9 protein-coding genes are annotated in these 18,930 nt (G+C 56.4%); 5 read left to right on the top strand and 4 right to left on the bottom strand.

What is annotated here, in order from left to right; all coding sequences use genetic code 11:
* Position 1 precedes the first annotated feature (1 nt).
* Together Pla52nx_RS07175 and Pla52nx_RS07170 are read right to left on the bottom strand one after the other, a co-directional pair.
* Positions 2-1,546, bottom strand: a complete 1,545-nt coding sequence (locus Pla52nx_RS07175; RefSeq protein ID WP_146522373.1) for an arylsulfatase B — start codon at positions 1,544-1,546, stop codon at positions 2-4.
* 208 nt (positions 1,547-1,754) lie between these two features.
* Complete coding sequence (locus tag Pla52nx_RS07170; RefSeq protein ID WP_146522372.1) at positions 1,755-3,026, bottom strand: lactate racemase domain-containing protein; 1,272 nt, start codon at positions 3,024-3,026, stop codon at positions 1,755-1,757.
* A 180-nt stretch (positions 3,027-3,206) separates the two neighbouring features.
* Between Pla52nx_RS07170 and Pla52nx_RS07165 the strand changes: the two genes are divergently transcribed.
* The 3 genes from Pla52nx_RS07165 to ilvE all read left to right on the top strand — a co-directional run bounded on the left by Pla52nx_RS07165 (position 3,207) and on the right by ilvE (position 5,485).
* Positions 3,207-3,662 carry a 3-hydroxyacyl-ACP dehydratase FabZ family protein gene (locus Pla52nx_RS07165; RefSeq protein WP_146522371.1) on the top strand — a complete coding sequence of 152 codons (456 nt, stop codon included), beginning with the start codon at positions 3,207-3,209 and terminating at the stop codon, positions 3,660-3,662.
* Complete coding sequence (locus Pla52nx_RS07160; RefSeq protein ID WP_146522370.1) at positions 3,659-4,498, top strand: SDR family oxidoreductase; 840 nt, start codon at positions 3,659-3,661, stop codon at positions 4,496-4,498. The genes Pla52nx_RS07165 and Pla52nx_RS07160 overlap by 4 nt, the downstream gene beginning before the upstream one ends.
* Positions 4,499-4,621: 123 nt before the next feature.
* Positions 4,622-5,485: a branched-chain-amino-acid transaminase gene (ilvE, locus tag Pla52nx_RS07155; protein ID WP_146522369.1), complete on the top strand. Its 864-nt coding sequence runs from the start codon at positions 4,622-4,624 to the stop codon at positions 5,483-5,485.
* Between the two features lie 222 nt (positions 5,486-5,707).
* Here the strand turns inward: ilvE and Pla52nx_RS07150 are convergent, their stop codons facing one another.
* Entirely contained in the window at positions 5,708-6,736 is a 1,029-nt protein-coding gene (locus Pla52nx_RS07150) for an esterase/lipase family protein (protein WP_146522368.1), read from the bottom strand.
* Positions 6,737-7,283: 547 nt separating this feature from the next.
* Here Pla52nx_RS07150 and Pla52nx_RS07145 point away from each other — a divergent pair.
* On the top strand, positions 7,284-10,754 hold the full coding sequence (locus Pla52nx_RS07145; protein ID WP_146522367.1) for a hypothetical protein: 3,471 nt from the start codon (positions 7,284-7,286) through the stop codon (positions 10,752-10,754).
* Positions 10,751-17,872 carry a hypothetical protein gene (locus tag Pla52nx_RS07140; RefSeq protein ID WP_146522366.1) on the top strand — a complete coding sequence of 2,374 codons (7,122 nt, stop codon included), beginning with the start codon at positions 10,751-10,753 and terminating at the stop codon, positions 17,870-17,872. The genes Pla52nx_RS07145 and Pla52nx_RS07140 overlap by 4 nt, the downstream gene beginning before the upstream one ends.
* Here the strand turns inward: Pla52nx_RS07140 and Pla52nx_RS07135 are convergent.
* Positions 17,869-18,888 (bottom strand): hypothetical protein, encoded by a 1,020-nt coding sequence (locus Pla52nx_RS07135; protein WP_146522365.1) that lies wholly within the window; start codon positions 18,886-18,888, stop codon positions 17,869-17,871. The two genes, Pla52nx_RS07140 and Pla52nx_RS07135, sit on opposite strands and share 4 nt — an antisense overlap.
* Positions 18,889-18,930: the final 42 nt, after the last annotated feature.

The following is an 18,930-nucleotide window of genomic DNA, read 5'->3' as shown; positions in this document are numbered from 1 at the left end:
CTCAGCGTCCGTCACCGGTGTAGGTCATGGTGGCTCCCTGGGGTGCTTGCGGCCATGGCGTTTCTCCCGCTGCCCATGACTGTGGTTGTGTTTTGCGGACCGCCTCGACCGAATCGATCAGCCATTGAGGCGCGTTTGCGTTTTCCGCTTGTCCATACACATACGGCAGGGGCGGGTCCATCAACAAAGTCTTTTCGCCCAACGGAGGTCGTTCCTTGGCCAACGCGTTCAATCGCTCAGTCAGCCGTTTGACAATGTCGGGGTGTTTGGCGGCTATGTCTGTCTTTTCCTGCGGATCGTCGGCGATGTTGAACAGCATGTCACCCATCAGTTTAAAATCGCCGCTACGCAGGGTGGGCAATCGAACGCTGCCGGCGACTTCGTAAATGATTTCTGATCGCGGGCTGTCGGCCGATTCGAGAATCGTCGCGGTCTGATCAAGTCCGTCGATCGGAAACGGGCCATCGACTTTGGCACTGGCAATGTTCGCAAACGTGGGGAGCAAGTCGACGATGTGCATCATCGCATCGTTGGTCGATCCCGGTGTGATTTTTCCCGGCCAACGCATCACACAGGGAACTCGCACGCCGCCTTCGAAGGTGGTGTTTTTGGTTCCGCGGTAGGGACGATTGAGTTCCTCGGTCAGTCCACCGTTGTCGTTGGCAAAGATCACCAGCGTGTTGTCGGCAAAACCATGTTGATCCACCGCACCAACTATGCGACCGATCGCATCATCAAGACACTTCAACGCAGCTTGTCGTGGGGGATACTGGTCCGTGTACCGCGGGACCACTTCGATCGGCCCGTGGACTGCGTTGAATGGGACGTACATGAAAAACGGCCGCGTCTCGCTCTGCTGTGAAATCAACCGGACGACTTCGTTGGCGATCAAGTCCGTCGTGTAGCCTTGTTCCTGGATCGGCTGTTGATTGCGATGCCAGTCGTACACCGCAAATCGTGCGGGCGCATTGTGCGGGATCGTGTAGTTGTTGTAGTCGATGCCCCAAGCATAATGCCCGTACTGATGCTGGAATCCTTGCCCCATCGGCAGATGCTCGGGCAACCATTCTCCGCAGTGCCATTTACCGGTGATGGCGGTGAAGTAACCCGCATCACGGAGGATCTCCGCGACCGTTCGTTCGTTGGTGTCCAAGGCGTGGATGCGGCGTGTTTCTTCGCCGCGTTGGTTCTTGGCAAGCGTCAGGTTTAGTTTTGCCAAGTAACTCGGTTTGCCGAAGTCTTCGCTCCGCCAATCCGACCACGTGCGGAACGCATATCGTCCGGTCATGAATGCGGCTCGCGTCGGGGCACACACCGAGTGCGTGTAGAACTGCGTCATGCGAACGCCTTGACGGGCCAACGCATCCATGTTCGGCGTCAACGCCGGGTCGCCACCGTTGAATCCCGGTTCGGCCCACCCCATGTCATCGCTGAGCATGAAGACGATATTGGGCGGAGCGTTGCTGTCGGAGGCGGATTGGGCGAATGAATGGCCGCATTGGGCGAGCAACAACAAACAACTGAATGAGAGAACGGTGCGAAGCATGATGTGTCTTGGGTGAGAACGGATTCGCAATGGAATGCGGTCAGTTTAACCCAAAAGGCGTCAGGGCATGCTTCCTGACGGAAACCTTCACCGCATGACGCCGCGCGTCAACATCGTGGAGCACACCATGGGTGGTGGGATTCGCCAGAATTCCATTCGCCCAGGATTTCTGGCGAAATCCACTACGCCACTCACGGGTGATGCGAGGCTATCCGCGATCAGAGGCTTCCCAAAGCCCAAGAGCGGGATTGCGGATGAAGTAGAACTCGGTTCCGTCGATGTCCGTGTGCCAACCGTCGTTGAGTTTGGACACATCATAGCGTTGCATCAGTTCGTTGATGTCGCCGGGCGTGTAGTTGACCGACGCGATTTCTTCGGCGGTCAGTTTTCCAGCGGCGTAGACGACTTCGAATCGGTTTTCGTGCGAGCCGTGTACGAGGTGCGCAGCGGCGGACGGATTGGCTGCGAGGTCTTCATTGTCGGCAACCATTTGCACGATTTCTTCTTTGGTCTGATAACCATACTTGCGGATGAGGCGATCGATCTCTGGGTCTTCACCGAACTCTTCGACTGCCGGCCCCAGCACGGTCAAACGTCCGCCGGTGGCGATGGCCAATCGGGTGCGATAGATCGCTTTGTTACCCAACCAAGTACTCTTGAACTCGGTCGGATCCAGATAGGCGACCACGTGCTTGGGGGCGCGATCCAAGTGAGTGATGTTGACTTTGCGAGCCAACTCGGCGGCTTGAAAGAACGTCTCGTGATCGTCTCCGATGTACAGACCGCGTGTGTGCAGTGTACCGTCGGGCATTTGTTGGATGACGGTCAACGCGTACAGCAACGGCATGTCTTTGCAGAAATGATCTTGCGCGTAATTCAGGATCTGTCGCAGCGGTGTGTCGGCGCGACCGAGGGTTTGTTCGATGCCATAGATCGCGCTGAGGTAGTGGCTCTCGTTGATGCCTTCTGCGCCACCGGTGCCGACAAAAACATTCTTGTTGTAGTTGGCCATCCCGATGACTTCGTGCGGGACGACTTGACCGATGGAAAAGATCAAGTCGTGGCCACCGTCGCGGAGCAACTGGTTGACTTGGGCTTTCCAGGGCGAGTTGTAAAGTCCACCGGTGACCTCGGAAACAAACGACGCGGGGACTTCGTCCAGTGTCACCACGTCGTCACGCCAGCGGTGCGGTCGGAACAGATCCAGCGGCACACCGGGAAACATGTGCTTGAGCTGCTCGGGCTTCATCGGCGAATGAGTCCCCAAGGCGGGCATGATGTCGGCGACGGCGTCGCCCAGCATCTGATGACACATGGCCGTCAGCTCGCCGGCGCGGCTAAAGATCCGCGTGTGGTCGGGAGGCAGCAGCAGGACACGTTTGGGTTTGCCGATCGCGTCGAAGGTCAGTTGCAACGCCGCCTTGAGGTCCTCGCTCGTCAGGGACGTCGATTCCGAACCGGTTGCAAAATAGGTGGTCATGGGGAACGTGGCCAAAATGTCAATGGAAGAACGCAATCTCAAAGGCGGCATCGCCTCGACTGGGGATTCATTCAGCGTAGCAAATCGCGGTCGTTTTGGGCGGGGGCGTCGTTGTAATTCCCTTCGGAGGACTCTGCACACCGCTTGGCGCTGCGGGTGATCGATCGTCAGACTGTGCGGATGAGCGTACAAGAAATTGAACAGGCGATCCCGCATCGCCCCCCGATGCGTTTGCTGGACGAAATCGTCTCCCGAGACGAGTCGCAGATCGTTTGTCGCAAAACGTTCTCGCCCGACGAGTTTTTTGTCCAGGGGCACTTTCCCGACACCCCGATCGTACCGGGCGTGATTCAGTGCGAATGCTGCTTGCAGGCCGGTGCCGTGCTGTTACAGCAGAGCCTCGACGCCACCCCGGGCACCGTCCCGGTGGCAACACGAATGGACGGCGTGAAGTTCAAACGAATGGTCAAGCCCGGTGACACGGTCGAGATCCACGTCACGCTGAATGAAAAGGTCAGCAACGCATTTTTCTTGACCGGCAAGATGTTGTTGGATGGAAAGGTAGCGATGCGACTGGATTTCGCCTGCAGTGTGACCAGCGTGGCAGGCTCTGACGGCGAAGGAGGCTCGACATGACCGAGGACACAACACAGCAACCGACGTTTGACTTTCTGCAATTGGCGGACAAGACGTTCTTGGTCATGGGCGTAGCCAACAAGAAAAGCGTTGCCTACCGGATCTCGCAAATGATCGAACAGTCCGGAGGCGAAGTGATCTACACCGTTCGTAGCCAAACGCGTCTGGAAAGCGTCGCCAAACTGTTGGCAAACCGCAAGGTCATCGTGTGCGATGTAGAAAAGCAAGATGAGATCGATGCCTTGGCGAACCAGTTGGGCGATGAGGGTGTCTCGATCGCCGGACTGGTCCACTCCATCGCTTTTGCCGACTATCCAGAAGGCATCCGGCCGTTTCACGAAACGACGCGGGCTCAGTTCTTGCAAGCCGTCGACATCTCCGCTTTTTCACTGACCAGTGTGTGCAACGCTTTGAAAGATCGATTCACCAAAGACGCCTCCGTGGTGACGATCGGAATCAGCACCACCAGGATGGCCAGTGAAAGCTACGGATTCATGGCGCCGATCAAAGCCGCCCTGGAGTCGTCCTTGGCATTCTTGACGAAATCGTTCAGCCGGTTCAGTGAAGTGCGATTCAATTCCGTCGCGTCTGGCCTGCTGAAAACGAGCGCTTCGGCCGGGATTCCCGGCTATGTGGACTCGTACCTTTACGCCGAGCGAGTGATTCCCCGCGGACGCGCGGTGCAGACGGACGAAGTTGCCGCGACCGCAGTTTTTTTGCTCAGTCCCCGCAGCAGCGGCATCACCGCCCAATCGATCGTCGTAGACGCGGGAATGTCAGTCAACTATTTTGACGCGTCGGTCGTCAAAGCGGTCACGGACTCCGAAGTCGGCTGATCGCAGTACAATCAGGTCTTGTCGTGTTCCACGTGTCCGTAGAACCGGTGACCCGATTGTAAAATCGCCCAATACTCCCTTCCCCAAAAATTCCCTTCGGCCCACACACTCACGACGGTTGCGATGAGCAAGCAGATTTCGATCTACATCAACGGCGAGTACTTCTCACGCGAAGACGCCAAGGTCAGTGTTTTTGATCACGGTCTGTTGTACGGCGACGGTGTTTTCGAAGGCATGCGGGCGTACAGCGGTAAAGTCTTTCGGTTAGAGGAACACCTGATCCGCCTCTGGGAATCCGCCCTCGCGATCGGGTTGAAGATGCCGATCTCGATGGAGCAGTTGACCGAAGACGTGAATGCCACCGTGGCCAAGAACGAATTGGTCGATGGCTACATCCGCTTGGTCGTGACACGTGGCAGCGGACCACTGGGGTTGGACCCGTTCAAGTGCAGTAATCCTCAAATCATCATCATCGCCGACAGCATCACGCTCTACCCCGAGTCGTTTTACACCGACGGTTTGGATCTGGTCACCGCATCGAGCATCCGCAATCACCCCGGTGCCCTGAGTCCACGAGTGAAGTCGCTGAACTATCTCAACAACATCTTGGCCAAAATGGAAGGCTTGCGAGCAGGATGCATCGAAGCGTTGATGCTCAACCACAAAGGTGAAGTCGCTGAATGCACCGGCGATAATATCTTTGTCGTCAAAAACGGTGCTCTCAATACGCCACCGATCGATGCGGGAATCTTGGAAGGCATCACACGCAATGCGGTGATCGAACTTGCCGAGGAAGCCGGTATCGACACGACAGAGTTGCCGATGACCCGTCATGATATCTACACCGCAGACGAATGTTTTCTGACGGGTAGTGCCGCCGAAGTGATCCCAGCGGTCCGCTTGGACGGTCGTGACATCGGAGATGGAAAGCCGGGCCCAATTACCAAACAGCTCAACGAAGCGTTTCGCGCGCTGGTGAGAGCGTAGTCACGTTTTTGCCAATGCGGAGCCTCAGCATCAACCCATGCCCTAGCACGGATGATTCATCAGCCGGCATGCGATAGCGTCCGGTTCCCGAGTGTAGGTGTGAGAACCGGACGCTATCGCGTGGCGGCTGATATGCGCAGCCTGTTTCGTGCAAACGTATTGCGAGGACTGTAGTGCGTCGCGTGAATGATCCCGGCTAGCGAACTGCGGTTGACGGTCCGGTCACTGACCGATCGGATGTTTTGACCGAATGTACTCGACCGTGAAATCAACGGCTCGCTGATCGTTCATGAGAAAGCTGTGCAGCACGGGCAGTGTTTCAAATTCTTCGACACCGTCCAATTTCGCTTCGTCCAGGCTGACAACAAAGTCACTCTGGCCTGCAACCATCGGATTCTTGACTTTGTAGTCAGACAAGTCACCGGCGACGATGGCAAACGGAAAGCTCGGCGTGCTGAGCTTGTCCATCAAATCCGACCAGTTCGGCCCCAGTTCCATGCCACCTTTTCCGGTAACGATCCCGAACAATCCGGTCTTGGCGAACTTGCGAGCGATCGCGGCGCCTTGGTTGGGCGGCCCCAGCATGACCATCGAACGACACCGCGGCAAAATCCCTTTGGGATCGCCGTCGCGTTCTAAGTCACCTACCAGATGCCTGACCACAATGTTGCCCATGCTGTGTCCGCTGAAACTGAACTGGGCATCGGCCGGCAAGTGCTCCAAGACTTCGCGGAGCGCCGCTGCATGTTCCCCAATGGGTGCCCGCGTGCTGGCATAGGAGAACGGAACGACCTCGTATCCCAACTGCGTGAATTTGTCCTGGAGAGGTTTCATCGAACCGCTCGTTCGCATCAGGCCGTGTAGCAAAACGACAAAATGTTTGCTGGATTCATCCTCGGCGATTTCATTCAACGCCTCCACACACTGGAACTTGCTGCCCCAAGAACGCCGAACGTTGTTGCGATCCAGCAGACGCCAATGCCCGGTGATTGCATTTTGTTGGACGTGATATCCCGATTTCCACAGATGATCAGTCCAAAATTGGCCGCCACCAGAGGTCTTGAGGGGCAAATTGATGTTCGACACGTTTTCGTCGCCATGGATGAAGTTCAGATCCGATACGTTGAAACCGCCCGTGGATTCCGCCAGTGCGTCACCAGCGAATGCCGTCTGGGGGCCGAGACGCCCGGTGCCCGACTGGGTTTCCAGCAGGAGAGTAACGCAAAGGCATGTGATCAGAAAGATTCGCACGGATGCTCCAGGGAACGTCGTAAGGGCTTATGATTACCGCCATCGAAAAGAAATCGGGCGGCAACCAAGTTGGGGGCATAGAACTTTTGAGCCTGGTTTGGCAAGGTCATCACGTCGATTTCGGCGGATCGAGCCATTTATTACGATGAAAATCGTCTTGTCGGTTCTGGTGATCATGCAGCCTTGGCTCGGGCTGAATGGACGGATGGCGTAAAAGTGACGCTTGTGGGCCGAGTTTGCTGTATCGGATTGCGGTATTTGCGTAAAATGTAGGAGCCCAAGAGGACCTGCGGTTTCAGCTCGTCGTTCGACCGCAGCAGATTTGGCCTTGTCGATAGCGTGTCGGTTTCTCCGACTCGCAGATTTCATGCATTCATCCGCTCTTGACCGTCCCGGCCGCCCGGCAGGTTGGATCCGCCGACACTCCGACATGGGTGGGCGTATGCGCGGTTCGCGAGCGACAAGTTGTCTCAAACCAAGCCGGTATGGGGCCGCAACGGTCGCAGTGCTCGTGTGCGTTTTCTTGTGCGTTTTCTTGTGCGTTTTGTTGAGTGAGCGCGTGCAGGGTCAAGACGGAGGCACCTTTCCGCCCCGCGATCGGATTCAGGGCGCAGTCGACGCTGCCAATGGAGCCGGCGGCTTGCCCATCAAAGGGATCTATTTGCTGGACGGGTCCAACAATCCCATCTTCGTTCCTGATCTTTCGTATGAACGTTGGAATGAAATCAGCTCGGGTGCCGGGGCCAACAGTCGTCTGTTCGCGTGCAAGTCGGTGGAAGTCACTGGCTCGGCGACGGAGAGTCGCGCCGAATTAGATTTGCGGTTACGGGTCTCGATCAGTCCGACCGATGGCCAATTGGTTCCGATCGCTTTGCAGATGAGTAACTTTCATCTGCTGGAGGCTCCTCGTTTCCAAGTCGACTTGGGGGACGATGCAGAATCCCAAAGCACTGAAAGCAAGAGCACCGCGAACCAAAACTCTGCGAACCAAAACACTGCCAGTCAGGCGAAGCAATTTCAAGTCACCTCTGCTGCCGACGGTAACGGCTATTTGCTCTGGACCAAGAGCGATGAATCGTGTGACGTATTGGTGGACATGAAGATGGCCGTCCGCGTGGAGTCCAATCCATCGCCCTCGATCGCGTTCCGATTGCCTGACGCACCATCGCAGATCAACATTTCCACTGACATGAAAGATGTTTTTGGAGACGTCGTGGGACGCGGCGATGAAGTCATCGAGACTCAGGCCACCACCAAGGGCACTCACTTTCGTGTGGAAAGTGGCGGCGGACGCTTGACTCTGCGTTGGAGCGGGCTGCAACGAGGTATCGAGAAGCCGTTGTTGGAAGTCGAGAGCGACGTGACCTTACGCTGGAACTCGCCACAGGACTTACCCATACAAAGCACGACGATGGAGATTCGCAATCTCCGTGGTGCCGTCTCGACATTTGAGCTGCGATTGCCACCGGGCGCGACCCTTTTGGACACACCACAATTGAGCGCCAGCGGACGCGTCGTGGAGTTGTCCAAGCCGAAGCAGACACCGGCGGGTACACAGTGGACCGTCACGGTACCGGAAGACGAACGTCTGCCTCGAATCGATTTGAGCTTGGATGTGCAGCTTGCCGGCAACGACGCAACAGCATCTTCCCCCCTCGCGTTTCGTGTCCCCGAAATCGTCGGCGCGATTCGCCAATCCGGCGACATTCAAATTCGCACCAGTGACGACTATCGGCTCCGATGGCGTGACCGTTTGTATGTCGAGAGCATTCCCGACACCAGCGCGGCTGAATCGAGCAACAGTCGTAGCTACATGTTTCGCTACGACCGTAGTTCATTCAACTTGCCTCTCTGGATGAGCGCTACTCAACGGCAACTGCGAGTTTCCAGTCAGACCGAGATTCAGCTTTATGAATCCGCTGCGGAGATGGAGATGACCATCCAGTTCACGGGCCAGACAGCGGAGAATCGCAGTATCCGACTGGACTTGGTGGACTGGGAGCACAGGGCGATCATCGATAGCGAGACAGGCAACAGCCTGCCCTACTCAGAAACCGACCAATATTTGGAGATCTTGTTGGATCCTGGCAGTGCCGACGTCTTGCCACCGATCACGATCGAAGCACATCGAAAACTTGAGCGAGACAACGATGGCAACCGGGTCACCTTTCAATTGCCTCGAATCATCAAGACCGACGAAAGTGTTTTGATCCAGGTCGCCGAACTTGATATTCGCAGTCGCGGTCGTTCACTTCTGGTCGCAGACCTTGCACAGTCAACCGGCTTGGAAAGGTCTCTGACGGCGAGCAAAGAAGACACGGTCAATGGTGACCAAGTGGATCGCTTTCGAATCGTTCCACCCGATGAGCCGGCGAGACTGGTCGGCTCGCTCGTTCAGCAACCTCCTCGGATCACGTTGGCCGCAGCAGGCTCCATTTCATTGAATGGCCAAAGCATCGAGACGGTCGTGAACTGGACGCTGACGTCGCAAACGGACTTGGAAGGAAGATTGCGTGTGGCAATTCCACGCTTCGATGCAGCAACCCCAACCAACGCGACGGCGGCTACGAACGCTGCGGTAAGTGCAAACACGGCGGTGGCTGCGATTGCAGGTGACACTCAGACGGAACAACCGGCAGCGACCAAGTTAACAGACTCGTCTGCTCAAAAAGATTCTACATGGACGGTATTTGTCGATGAACGATTTGCCATCCTGCGTCCCGTTACACAAGACGCCGACGAATCGGTCTATGAGCTGATCTCGCCTGAATTGTCACGAGGCACCCATGTGATTCGCTGGCGCACCGTCGCGGAACGCATCGTCGCCGATCCGGAATCCGCGACCCGCACAGTGCAAGCGAACAGCCAGCCGCAACCGATCAGCCTGCCGCGACCGATCGTGGATGACACGACCATTCGCGGCGACATTGTCATGCAATTGGTGGGCGATGAGTCCAACGAGCTGATGGTGCCCAATTCGGCGTCCCGTTCGCAGTTGGTGCTACAGAGTCTGCCCCGAGAGTCGCTGCGAGTGTCCGTCGTTGCCACCGAAAGCGGACAGCAAGATTTGACGATTCGACGTGCTGTACTGCGATCAGCGATCGGCGAACGCAATCGTCAGGAGCAGTTGTTGGTCAGTACGGAAGGCGGCGATTTTTTGACCGTCGAACTGACTGTAGCCGACATCGACATTCAGATTCAAGCTTACGTCAACGGTGCCCCCGCGGAATTTCGACGTGAGGCAAAGCGAATCATGGTGCGTCTGCCTGACGATCAGGCTGTACACATCGTCGACTTGCGTGTCTGGGCCACACTCAACAAGCCGACCGCGTTTGAGAAAGTCAGTCCGTTGATTCAGCTACCCTACGGTGTCACACGAACCTATTGGCAATTGATCGCGATGTCGGACTCGCATCTCGTTTGGGCATCGCCGGATGTCGGACGTGCAATGACCTGGACGCTGGATCGTCTTCGTTTCGCGAGACAACCTCTGCACAACGACGCATCGTTGGCAGCCTGGGTTGGCGCAAGCGAAACGGTACCGATGCCCGAGGGAAATCGTTATCTTTTTGTCGGTTCCGATGCCAGATCGTTTTCGGTACGTGTCGCCAGCCGAACCATGATTTGGCTTTGGGTGTCGGGATGGATGGTCATGATCAGTATCATGCTCATCTACTTTCCGCGAACACGTCACCCCTTTACCGCTGTGCTGGCAGCACTCGCATTCGCCGGGCTGCTGATCATCGCACCCGACGCCGCAGTGATGGTCGGTCAGATCGCGGCCGTTGCTTTGGCTTTGGTCGTCGTCATGCTGGCGGTACGTAGCCTTCTGCAACCTCCACCGGCACGCGTTTTGGTGCCCACACGTCAACGATCCACCAGCGAGGGTTCTACACGAACGATCGTCCCTCCATCGGAAGCGGAACGCCCCAGCAGCATGTCGGCAACAAGATCCATCGAGATGGAAGCGTCTGGCGGATCCAACAAAGGCATGCAACACGGCGAGGTGGTCGGATGAGTCGCTTCATCCATTTGCGACAACACGCCGTATCCAACACGGCGAGTCGTTGGATACGTGTCGCCGCGGCCCCATTGCTTGTCATCCAATTGCTCGCGATCACACTGCTCGTCATCCCACTGCTACTGGGAGTCACATCCGCAAGTCTCTACGCGCAGGACACGCCTGCATCCGAAGCGGTGACAGAGTCGTCTGACGAGTCTCAGGTGGAGCCCGAGCCAGCGACGCAGACGGAGCCATCCACGGAGCAAGAACCAGAACCTGAGCCAACGACACAACCAGAGCTACAACCAGAGCTACAACCAGAGCCGACAACGGCGCAGACGGCCAAGAAAGAAACGGACAAGCAACCGTTGAGAATCGGGTTGCCGCTCAGGGCATCTGACGGTCGCCCGTTGCACGCCATTGCCGTCTATCAGTCACAACTCACTGAGATGATTCCTCGGGGGTATCGTCCCGTTCAAATGGAACAGTTGGCCGATGCCCTGACACGCCACCCAGAAGAAATCAACGGCGAGAACGCAGGTTTCTTTCGTCGAGCGTTCTATGACGTTCATGTCGATGGTGACACATTGGTCAGCGAAAACAGCATCTTGGAAATCGAGACCAACCAATCGGGAGTGCTGCGGCGCTCGCTGGGCACAGCAAATTTTGCCGTTTCAGCCATTCGAGGACGCAGTCTGCTGGCGCAAGGCTCCTTTGCGGACTCGCTGCCACGAATGGAATCTGATTCGCAAGGGCAGCTTTTTGCCGTCGTCAGCGGAGTGGACCCGGATTCGGATTCGCCTCAAACCGCGATCACACCGATCACGATGAGTTGGACTCTGCAAGGACGACGTAGCAATCGATTGGTCGATTTTGACCTTTTGATTCCACGCTCTCCTCAAACCCGTGTCGTTCTCTCCACATCTGCGGACATGGAACTGGAGACCGATGACGGTGTCTTGAGCGAAATGTCCGATGCACCATCCGATGCCGATCTGTCCATGCCGGCGAGATTGGAATCGCAAAGCTCTCAGTCGCTGCGGTGGTACACCCTTGATGCCGGAGGGATGCAACGAATCCGTTTGCGTTCCCGACATCGACAAACGGATCGAAAGGGTGACCTCGTGATCGTACGACGCCAGTCTCGTCGTTATTCGATCGCGCCCAGTGGGGTAACTTGGTCGCACCGCATGACGCTGCAGGTGCCGTTCGCTCGCACGTTGCCTCCGATCCGTGTCCCGTTCGGCGTGATCACGGGAGTCCGGGTGAACGCCATCGAATCCGAATTCAATCAGCAGATGCAACCCGATGGCAGCTCAACCGTGCTGGTGCGCGCGCCGTTGGATCCGCAGACATCAAACACGGATTTCGTGACACTGAACGTCGACGGCATGTCGACCTGGCAGATCGAAGACGGAGCCTGTCCGCTGCCGAAAATTGAATTGTCTCAAAGCGACATCTTGTATTCACAGGCGGCCACAGAAGCTCGGGTTGAAATCGCTGCGCCACTGTCGGTCGTCGCATGGGAGTTGCCCGTCGATTGGCAACAAGAAGAGCTGGAGGCGGGAAACGGCCAGACGAACACCACTCTCTTTGCCACCGGTCCTCCCGAGCGTTCAGGCGCGCTGATCAAACCATCCGAATTAACAATCGATGCCCGTGACGGTTCCCAGCCACAAGACTCAATACAAGAATCGCAACCGACAGCCCCCACTCAGAGTTGGTCATTGCTGCGACTGTCGGCTCGTCGTCAATGGTCAACCGAAGAAACGCTCCTGAAACTCTCGGTGGGAAACGCTGAGAAAGATCGAGTGACGGACGCATCGGTGCGGATTCGATTGTCAGTCGGCACGCAAAGTCTGGCACCGTTGCGATTCGAAGTGCAACGGGGTTGGACATTGACGTCAATCGTCTTGCCACATTCTGGGCGAGTGATTGAGAATCCGGTCGTGAATACCGCAAGCCAAAGTTTTGTGTTTTGGCCCGAGCCCGGAGACATTGACGATTCTCAATTGACGATTTTGGCGAAGGGATTGCGCAGAATGGGAGACGAGAATCGTGTCGTCGTTCCCTCGACTTGGTTCTTTCGCTCCGCCGACGGTCGTGGTGAGTTTGTCGCGGCGATTTCGCCGCCGACGCAGCTGAAGTGGTCCAGCGAAACATCGATGGCTGACGGATTGGTTCCGCGAGAATCACTCAGTGATGCACAATTGACACTCTTGCAGCCTTTCTCGCCCGATACCCTGTTTGCGCGGAACGCGTTGGGAGACACACCACCGGTCATCTTGTTGCGCCCGGCAGTCTCGCTTGACGTCAAGACTCGGTTGTGGCTGGATCGCAAGGACACCGAGTGTATCGAGACCCTTTCCATCCAAACCGACTCAGCCCGCTTGCCCGACTCCATCACGGTGGTGTCAGGCCCCATCGATCAGCGTCCCGATTATCAGTGGAGTCTTGTCGCTGCTGATGGTAGTGAAGCGATCAATGTTCCGCCCGGAGACACCCAAGTCTCGGAGGACCAAGGTCAGCGAATCTACACGATCCCACTACGCGATCAGAGCTTGAGAAGCTATCTGCTGGTGGGTACTCGACGATACGCCGCACCAACGACGATGAACTTGCCATTGCCTGGTGTTCGCGGTGCCGCCACGCAGGAGGCCGAAGCAGTGATAGGGTCCAGTTGGTTGATCGATGATTTAGACGATACGATCTTGAAGGTTCCTCCCATCGCAGACGATGCCTTGGAGCTGGTGGATGTTCAAGGTTTTGATCAAGATCGCAATTGGTCGACCGATGCGACGCGATTGAGATACGATCCGATCAACCAGCCGGCCATCCAATTATCTCGCCCTTCACGAGATCCCAGGGTATGCCTCGTCTGGGATGAAGACATCAACATCTCCGCATCCAGCCGTGGCACCGACTCGATTCGAGCAACCTATCGTGTTTCGTCGGTACGACCGATCGAAATCACGTGCGACGAAGACATGATTTTGGTTTCGGCTTCGCGAAATGGTCAGGCGATCCAGACGCAGCGATCGGAACATGGAAGCATCTTGATTGAGCCGGAACGGGATACCGACATCATTCGCTTGTCCTGGAATCGCAGCACGGTAGAGAGCGGTTGGTTGCGAGCATGCACCATTCCCAACGTGCAGGTGACGGGGATTCGATTCAACCAACGTTTTCGAATGACCGCGGCCAGTGACACATTCGCCCCCTGCAGCCTGATGGGTTCCGTCGAAATGCTCTCTGGTGGTCGCACGTCGTTGGAGGTAGCGCCGGGGACCACACGTATGTTGCTGGATCGAAATTTGGCGATCGGTTTCGGCTGGTTTACTGCTGCGATTGTCTTTTCTGTGTGTTGGACTTTGACAAGAATCTGGCGGCATGGATTCTTCTGTGTGTCCACCTCGATCTTGGTTCTTGCCGTCGCCGCTGTGCTGTGGTGGCCGTGGCAGACCGCCGTGATTGGTTGGTTGGTGCTACCCGCGGTGTCAGCCTGTTTACTGCAGGCATCCGTTCGCTTTCATCGACGAGATGAGCATGTGGACGAAGACGCTGCGACCACCCGGAACTCGAAAACGACCGTGCGGAAACCAGCCACCGACTTTTCCGTCTCGTCACCCATGACTGGGATTCTTTTGCTGGCCAGCCTTCACGTCGGAGCGATCTGTGGGGGACAGTCGGCTTGGGCACAGCAGACCACGCCGTCACCGGACAGTGAAAAGGCCCCCCTGACGGTGCTGGTTCCCGTCGATGCGGACGTGCAGCAAGTGGGTGACAAGGTCTACGTGCCCAATGCCACCTATCAGAGCTTGTTCAGCGGACGCGAAGTTCAAAAGCCAGCTGACCCCTTTTTTCAATCCGCAAACTACCGTGTCGAAATCAGCTCGCTGCCCGACCCGAATGAACCGGCCGAGATCACGATCGGGGTGGAGTATTTGATTCAACTGAATCGGGTCAGCAATCGTGTTCGGTTGCCATTTGTCGCCACCGCGGTCCGCCGGGTCGAATTATTGCAATCGGATAAATCTCAAGTCGCGCAGTGCGACGTCGAACCGGACGGAACAATGATCGTCAATCTGCCCCCGGCGAGTTCGTTTCGCTTGCGGATGACGTTGATCCCCCAAGTCACCTTTGACGGTGCCGTCGGTAAGATTCGACTTGCCATTCCATCGATCGCCACGTCTCGATTGGAGATTCAATCAGATCGACTAATCGAGGTCCTGTCGCTCGGAGAGACATCGGGTTTTGCGAAGCGTCGATCCGATTTGGGACGCTGGGAAACCGATCTGGGACCTGCCAAAGAAATTGCGATTGGATTTCAATCCAATCGGTTTGGCGATCCTGAAATCTTGCAGTCCTTTGATCGACTCTATCGTGTGCATGCAGATTCGCAACTCACAACGATTGAATGCGAGATTGATCCTACGCTTGCCTATCGCACCGGAGATCGATTGGAACTGATCATCCTGGACAATCCGTCCGCGATGGTCGCCAATTCGGCATGGTCATTGCAACAAACGTCCATCGTCAGCCCGGCTCGCTACTCCATGACTTTCGAGAAAATGGTGGACAACGACGTACCATTGAGCTTGATCTGGCAGATCCCCTCCGTCATCAATGACCCGACAAGCGAAGTCGATCGGATCACGATGACGATTCCAGAGATTTCCGCAGCCAACTCATCGATGCAGGTCGCCCGAGCCGTGGTGGGACTGTCGGGGGACATCGATATTCGCGTCGCGGAAATGGAGCGAGACCCGGTCTCTGCGATGGCGACGCAGACGTTTGCATCGCGTTGGAAAGGATTTCGTAGTGCGGTCGATCGCGCTTTCGTTGCCGGTGCGAGGATTCCACCTTTGATCTTGATGCGCGCGATTCAACCATCGCCGGCGGTTCGACAACGACAACATTTGCACATCACGTCACAAGACATGCAGTTGACGTTGGAGGCAGAACTTGTCGATCCATCAGAATCGGTCCGGCGACGCAGTGTTGAGCTTCCTCCGGGCATCACGGTTCAGGATGTAAAGATCAATGAGACTCCTTTTAAGCATGTCACAACGACTCAGGATGGACGAACGATTTTGCCACTGGGGGATCGACGAATCGGCGGAGTGACGAAGATCTCAGTCCGTGGAACGCTGCCGCTGCCGTTGGGCAAGAATTTTCAAACCCCTAGGATGCGATTGCTGCCAGACGCCGAAGGACCCTCCGAGTATTTGGTCACACGTCAGTCCGAAGTCGCTGTTCGCGTCTCCCAATCGCCTTCGCGGCCCCTGCCGACCGACGCACAGACGGACGAACTATTGCGTCGCGGGAAAATCCCCGTGTTGCGATGGGAGTTTTCCGCGGATTCGGACGCGAGCAGTCTGAACATTTCCGCCGTTTCCGATGCGGATGAGACGCAGCACAACACTCTCCAGACCGCCACCCTGTCCGTTTCCAAACGGGCCAATCGTTTTCGGTCCGATCAAGTCATCGCGATGCGGTTTGATCAAGGCCGCTGGACGGTCGATACCGCTGTGCGTTTTGTTGGCAGAACACCTGATTTTGTGGATTTGGAAATCCCCAGTCGCTGGTGCAATCAATTGTCGGTTTCGCCCGAAACCCGATGGATGTTGAGGCGGTCGATCGATCCATCCAAACAAGTGCTGCGGATCGCGTGCGATCCCAAAGTCCTAACAAATCAGAGCCTGATCGTTCACGGCGAACTGGATAACACGGACCAAACACGAATCAGCGTGCCCACGATTCGTGTATTGGGCGATGGACAACGCAGTGTTTTTGTCTCGGTCCCGGATCGACTGACCAACGAACCTATCAATTGGCGACGCAGTGCTGTCACCCCCAAGCAGATTCCGGAGGATTGGCGACAATCTCTTTCCGATACAAATGCTCAACTGGCAATTTCCGACGACACGTATGTGGCGGAGACGAATTCATGGGCCGTCGATCTGCTCCCTCTCTCGCAAACGACGGTCGATCCCATCGCTTTGTCATCCGATGCCGTGATCTACGCACACGACGACAGCGTTCTCGTGGTTCATCGCTGGGACATTGTCCCCGAGCGAGAGGATTCAGTTCGCATTCTGTTGCCGGCAAATTCCCAATGCCAGGCAGCCTGGGCCGGAGACCGCTGCGTCGAATTTTTTGTCGCTGATGCAGAACAGACAGAGGCCGACTCAAACGAAGTCGCCTTGGGCAGCGGACAACAGTTGATCACCGTCCCGTTGACGCTCAGTCGCTTGACGCAATCAGTTGAAATTCTATTGCGGGTGCCGCTGGGACCGACTTCGCTGGACGACTTTTTGCCGACTCTGGTTGACATCCCGTCGCCCCCATCGTGGATGGTGGTGTATCGGCATGAATCAACCGACCAAACAGGCGACTCCAAACGATCGGGCGACGCGGAAACGAATCCTGTCAAAGCCATGATGGATAAGCGGTCACTCGTACTGGCCCAATCCACGCTATCTGCCATCGAGCGTTCTCTCGACTCGGTCGCCGAGCGGAGGAATGACGAAGTTGCACTTTGGATTCGGCCTTGGATCGCTCGCTACATCAGTTTGGCGGAATCCGCTGGACATCGATGCCGGTTTGAAAAGCAAGAGTCGCCAGCGAGTACCGAGGGTGAAGTCGTCCAACCAACGGAATCCTCCACGTCAAGCGAAGGCAACGCAAAGGGAACGTCCATCGAGGGCGATCTCGACTGGGAGACGATGGATCAACGAATGGCCGTCTTTGTCCAGCGTTTTTTCCCTGACGTCCAACGCATTTCGCCGCCACATTTGGCCTCCAGCCGAACGGCTGGTTTTGTGGTCAGCGGAGTCTGGCAGACGACCGATGATGTCGGCCCAAGACTGATTTCTCAATCGCGTGAGTCCGAAAATCTCCGCACACTGCTTAGCAACGCGCTGACCCTGTTGATGGTCAGCGGAGCATTCTTGCTGCTGTGGCCTCTTCGCAATCGTGTCGATCGAATGATCGTGCATCCCGCATTTTGGCTGTTCTTGATCGGCGTGGCGGGAATGTTCGTCGCCCCCATTCCTGTAGCGGTGGGTATCATGCTGGTTGCGGTCTCGCTACCGACACTTCATCGGTTCTCGCGTCGACATCCAATCTAGTTGGCCGCGCCGATCGCGTGGTTCAACGCCGCTGCCAACTGCTCTATGTCCGCTTCGCCGTAAGTGGTTCTGGACGTTAGCGACTTGGCGTTTTCTGGCCATGCGATGTCTCGTCCCGGCGGCAGATCTTCCAGGGCGACCGCCAACTCCGACGGAAATCCCAGTGTGAATTCACTGCCATCGACATGAACCATGCGTTGTTCCGTGGTTCCCCATCGCAACAATCGCATGGGTTTGTCAATCATCCGATCACCAGCGTTTGCCCCACTCTCCACTCCTGGTTGCAGCAACCAGACCAACATCGCACCTGTTCCACTGGCTGGATCCAGCCAAATCAAGTGTCTCGTGATACAGTGCTGGTGCTGTTGCCCGATCAAAACAACCGAGGGAGCATCCAGAATCCGCAGGGTCGATGTGCTAGCCACCACCCTCACCTCACTGAGACGTTTCTCATTGCTTCGCAAAATCTGTCTCGCAATGAAACCCAATGCGGCACCCTGCTGTGCCGCGGTGTCTGATGAGATGATGGTTTGCCGTCCATTGATCGGCAGGCTGTAACCGACGCCAAGATCACGGAAGGTATATTGCACGCCGCCGTCGCTGCCAGTCACTTGTTTGATCGACGCCATCAGTGTTAATGAACAGGCCGTCGCCGCATCTCGGATGGATGCACTCATCGCATCGACGTCTCCGCTGTTGATCTTTGGAGTAGCAATCAATACCAGGCGATTCCATGGCTGGACGTCGTCGGACTCTGAGGCCACAGCATCCGCCGATGGAACCAACACACCTGCGGGGATCATCGAAACCGGATGCGTTTTGAGAGGATTGGCGTCCTCTGCACGGCAAACGCCAATCCCCGCAGAAAACACCACCGCCAGCATGACCGGGGTGAGCGATGGTCCGCTGCAACGCCTGATGAAAACTCTCAGAAAATCGCTAAAGGCAATTCGCGATAGACGCGCCGTCGATGGGGTCCGTTTCGTAGCAGCCGACAATAAGCTAGTCTTTGGCATGTCGACACCTGTGTCCCTTTATGATTCGTGTCGCAGTGTGAT

The sequence above is a fragment of the Stieleria varia genome (genome assembly GCF_038443385.1).
GTDB classification, from domain to species: domain Bacteria; phylum Planctomycetota; class Planctomycetia; order Pirellulales; family Pirellulaceae; genus Stieleria; species Stieleria varia.
This window is presented reverse-complemented; position numbering and strand designations above follow the sequence as displayed.

Bases quoted from the DNA above. Each gene is read 5' to 3' on its own strand.
- Pla52nx_RS07140 (WP_146522366.1), top strand. From the start codon at position 10,751: ATGAGTCGCTTCATCCATTTGCGACAACACGCCGTATCCAACACGGCG.
- Pla52nx_RS07165 (WP_146522371.1), top strand. From the start codon at position 3,207: ATGAGCGTACAAGAAATTGAACAGGCGATCCCGCATCGCCCCCCGATG.
- ilvE (WP_146522369.1), top strand. From the start codon at position 4,622: ATGAGCAAGCAGATTTCGATCTACATCAACGGCGAGTACTTCTCACGC.
- Pla52nx_RS07135 (WP_146522365.1), bottom strand. From the start codon at position 18,888: ATGCCAAAGACTAGCTTATTGTCGGCTGCTACGAAACGGACCCCATCG.
- Pla52nx_RS07170 (WP_146522372.1), bottom strand. From the start codon at position 3,026: ATGACCACCTATTTTGCAACCGGTTCGGAATCGACGTCCCTGACGAGC.
- Pla52nx_RS07160 (WP_146522370.1), top strand. From the start codon at position 3,659: ATGACCGAGGACACAACACAGCAACCGACGTTTGACTTTCTGCAATTG.
- Pla52nx_RS07175 (WP_146522373.1), bottom strand. From the start codon at position 1,546: ATGCTTCGCACCGTTCTCTCATTCAGTTGTTTGTTGTTGCTCGCCCAA.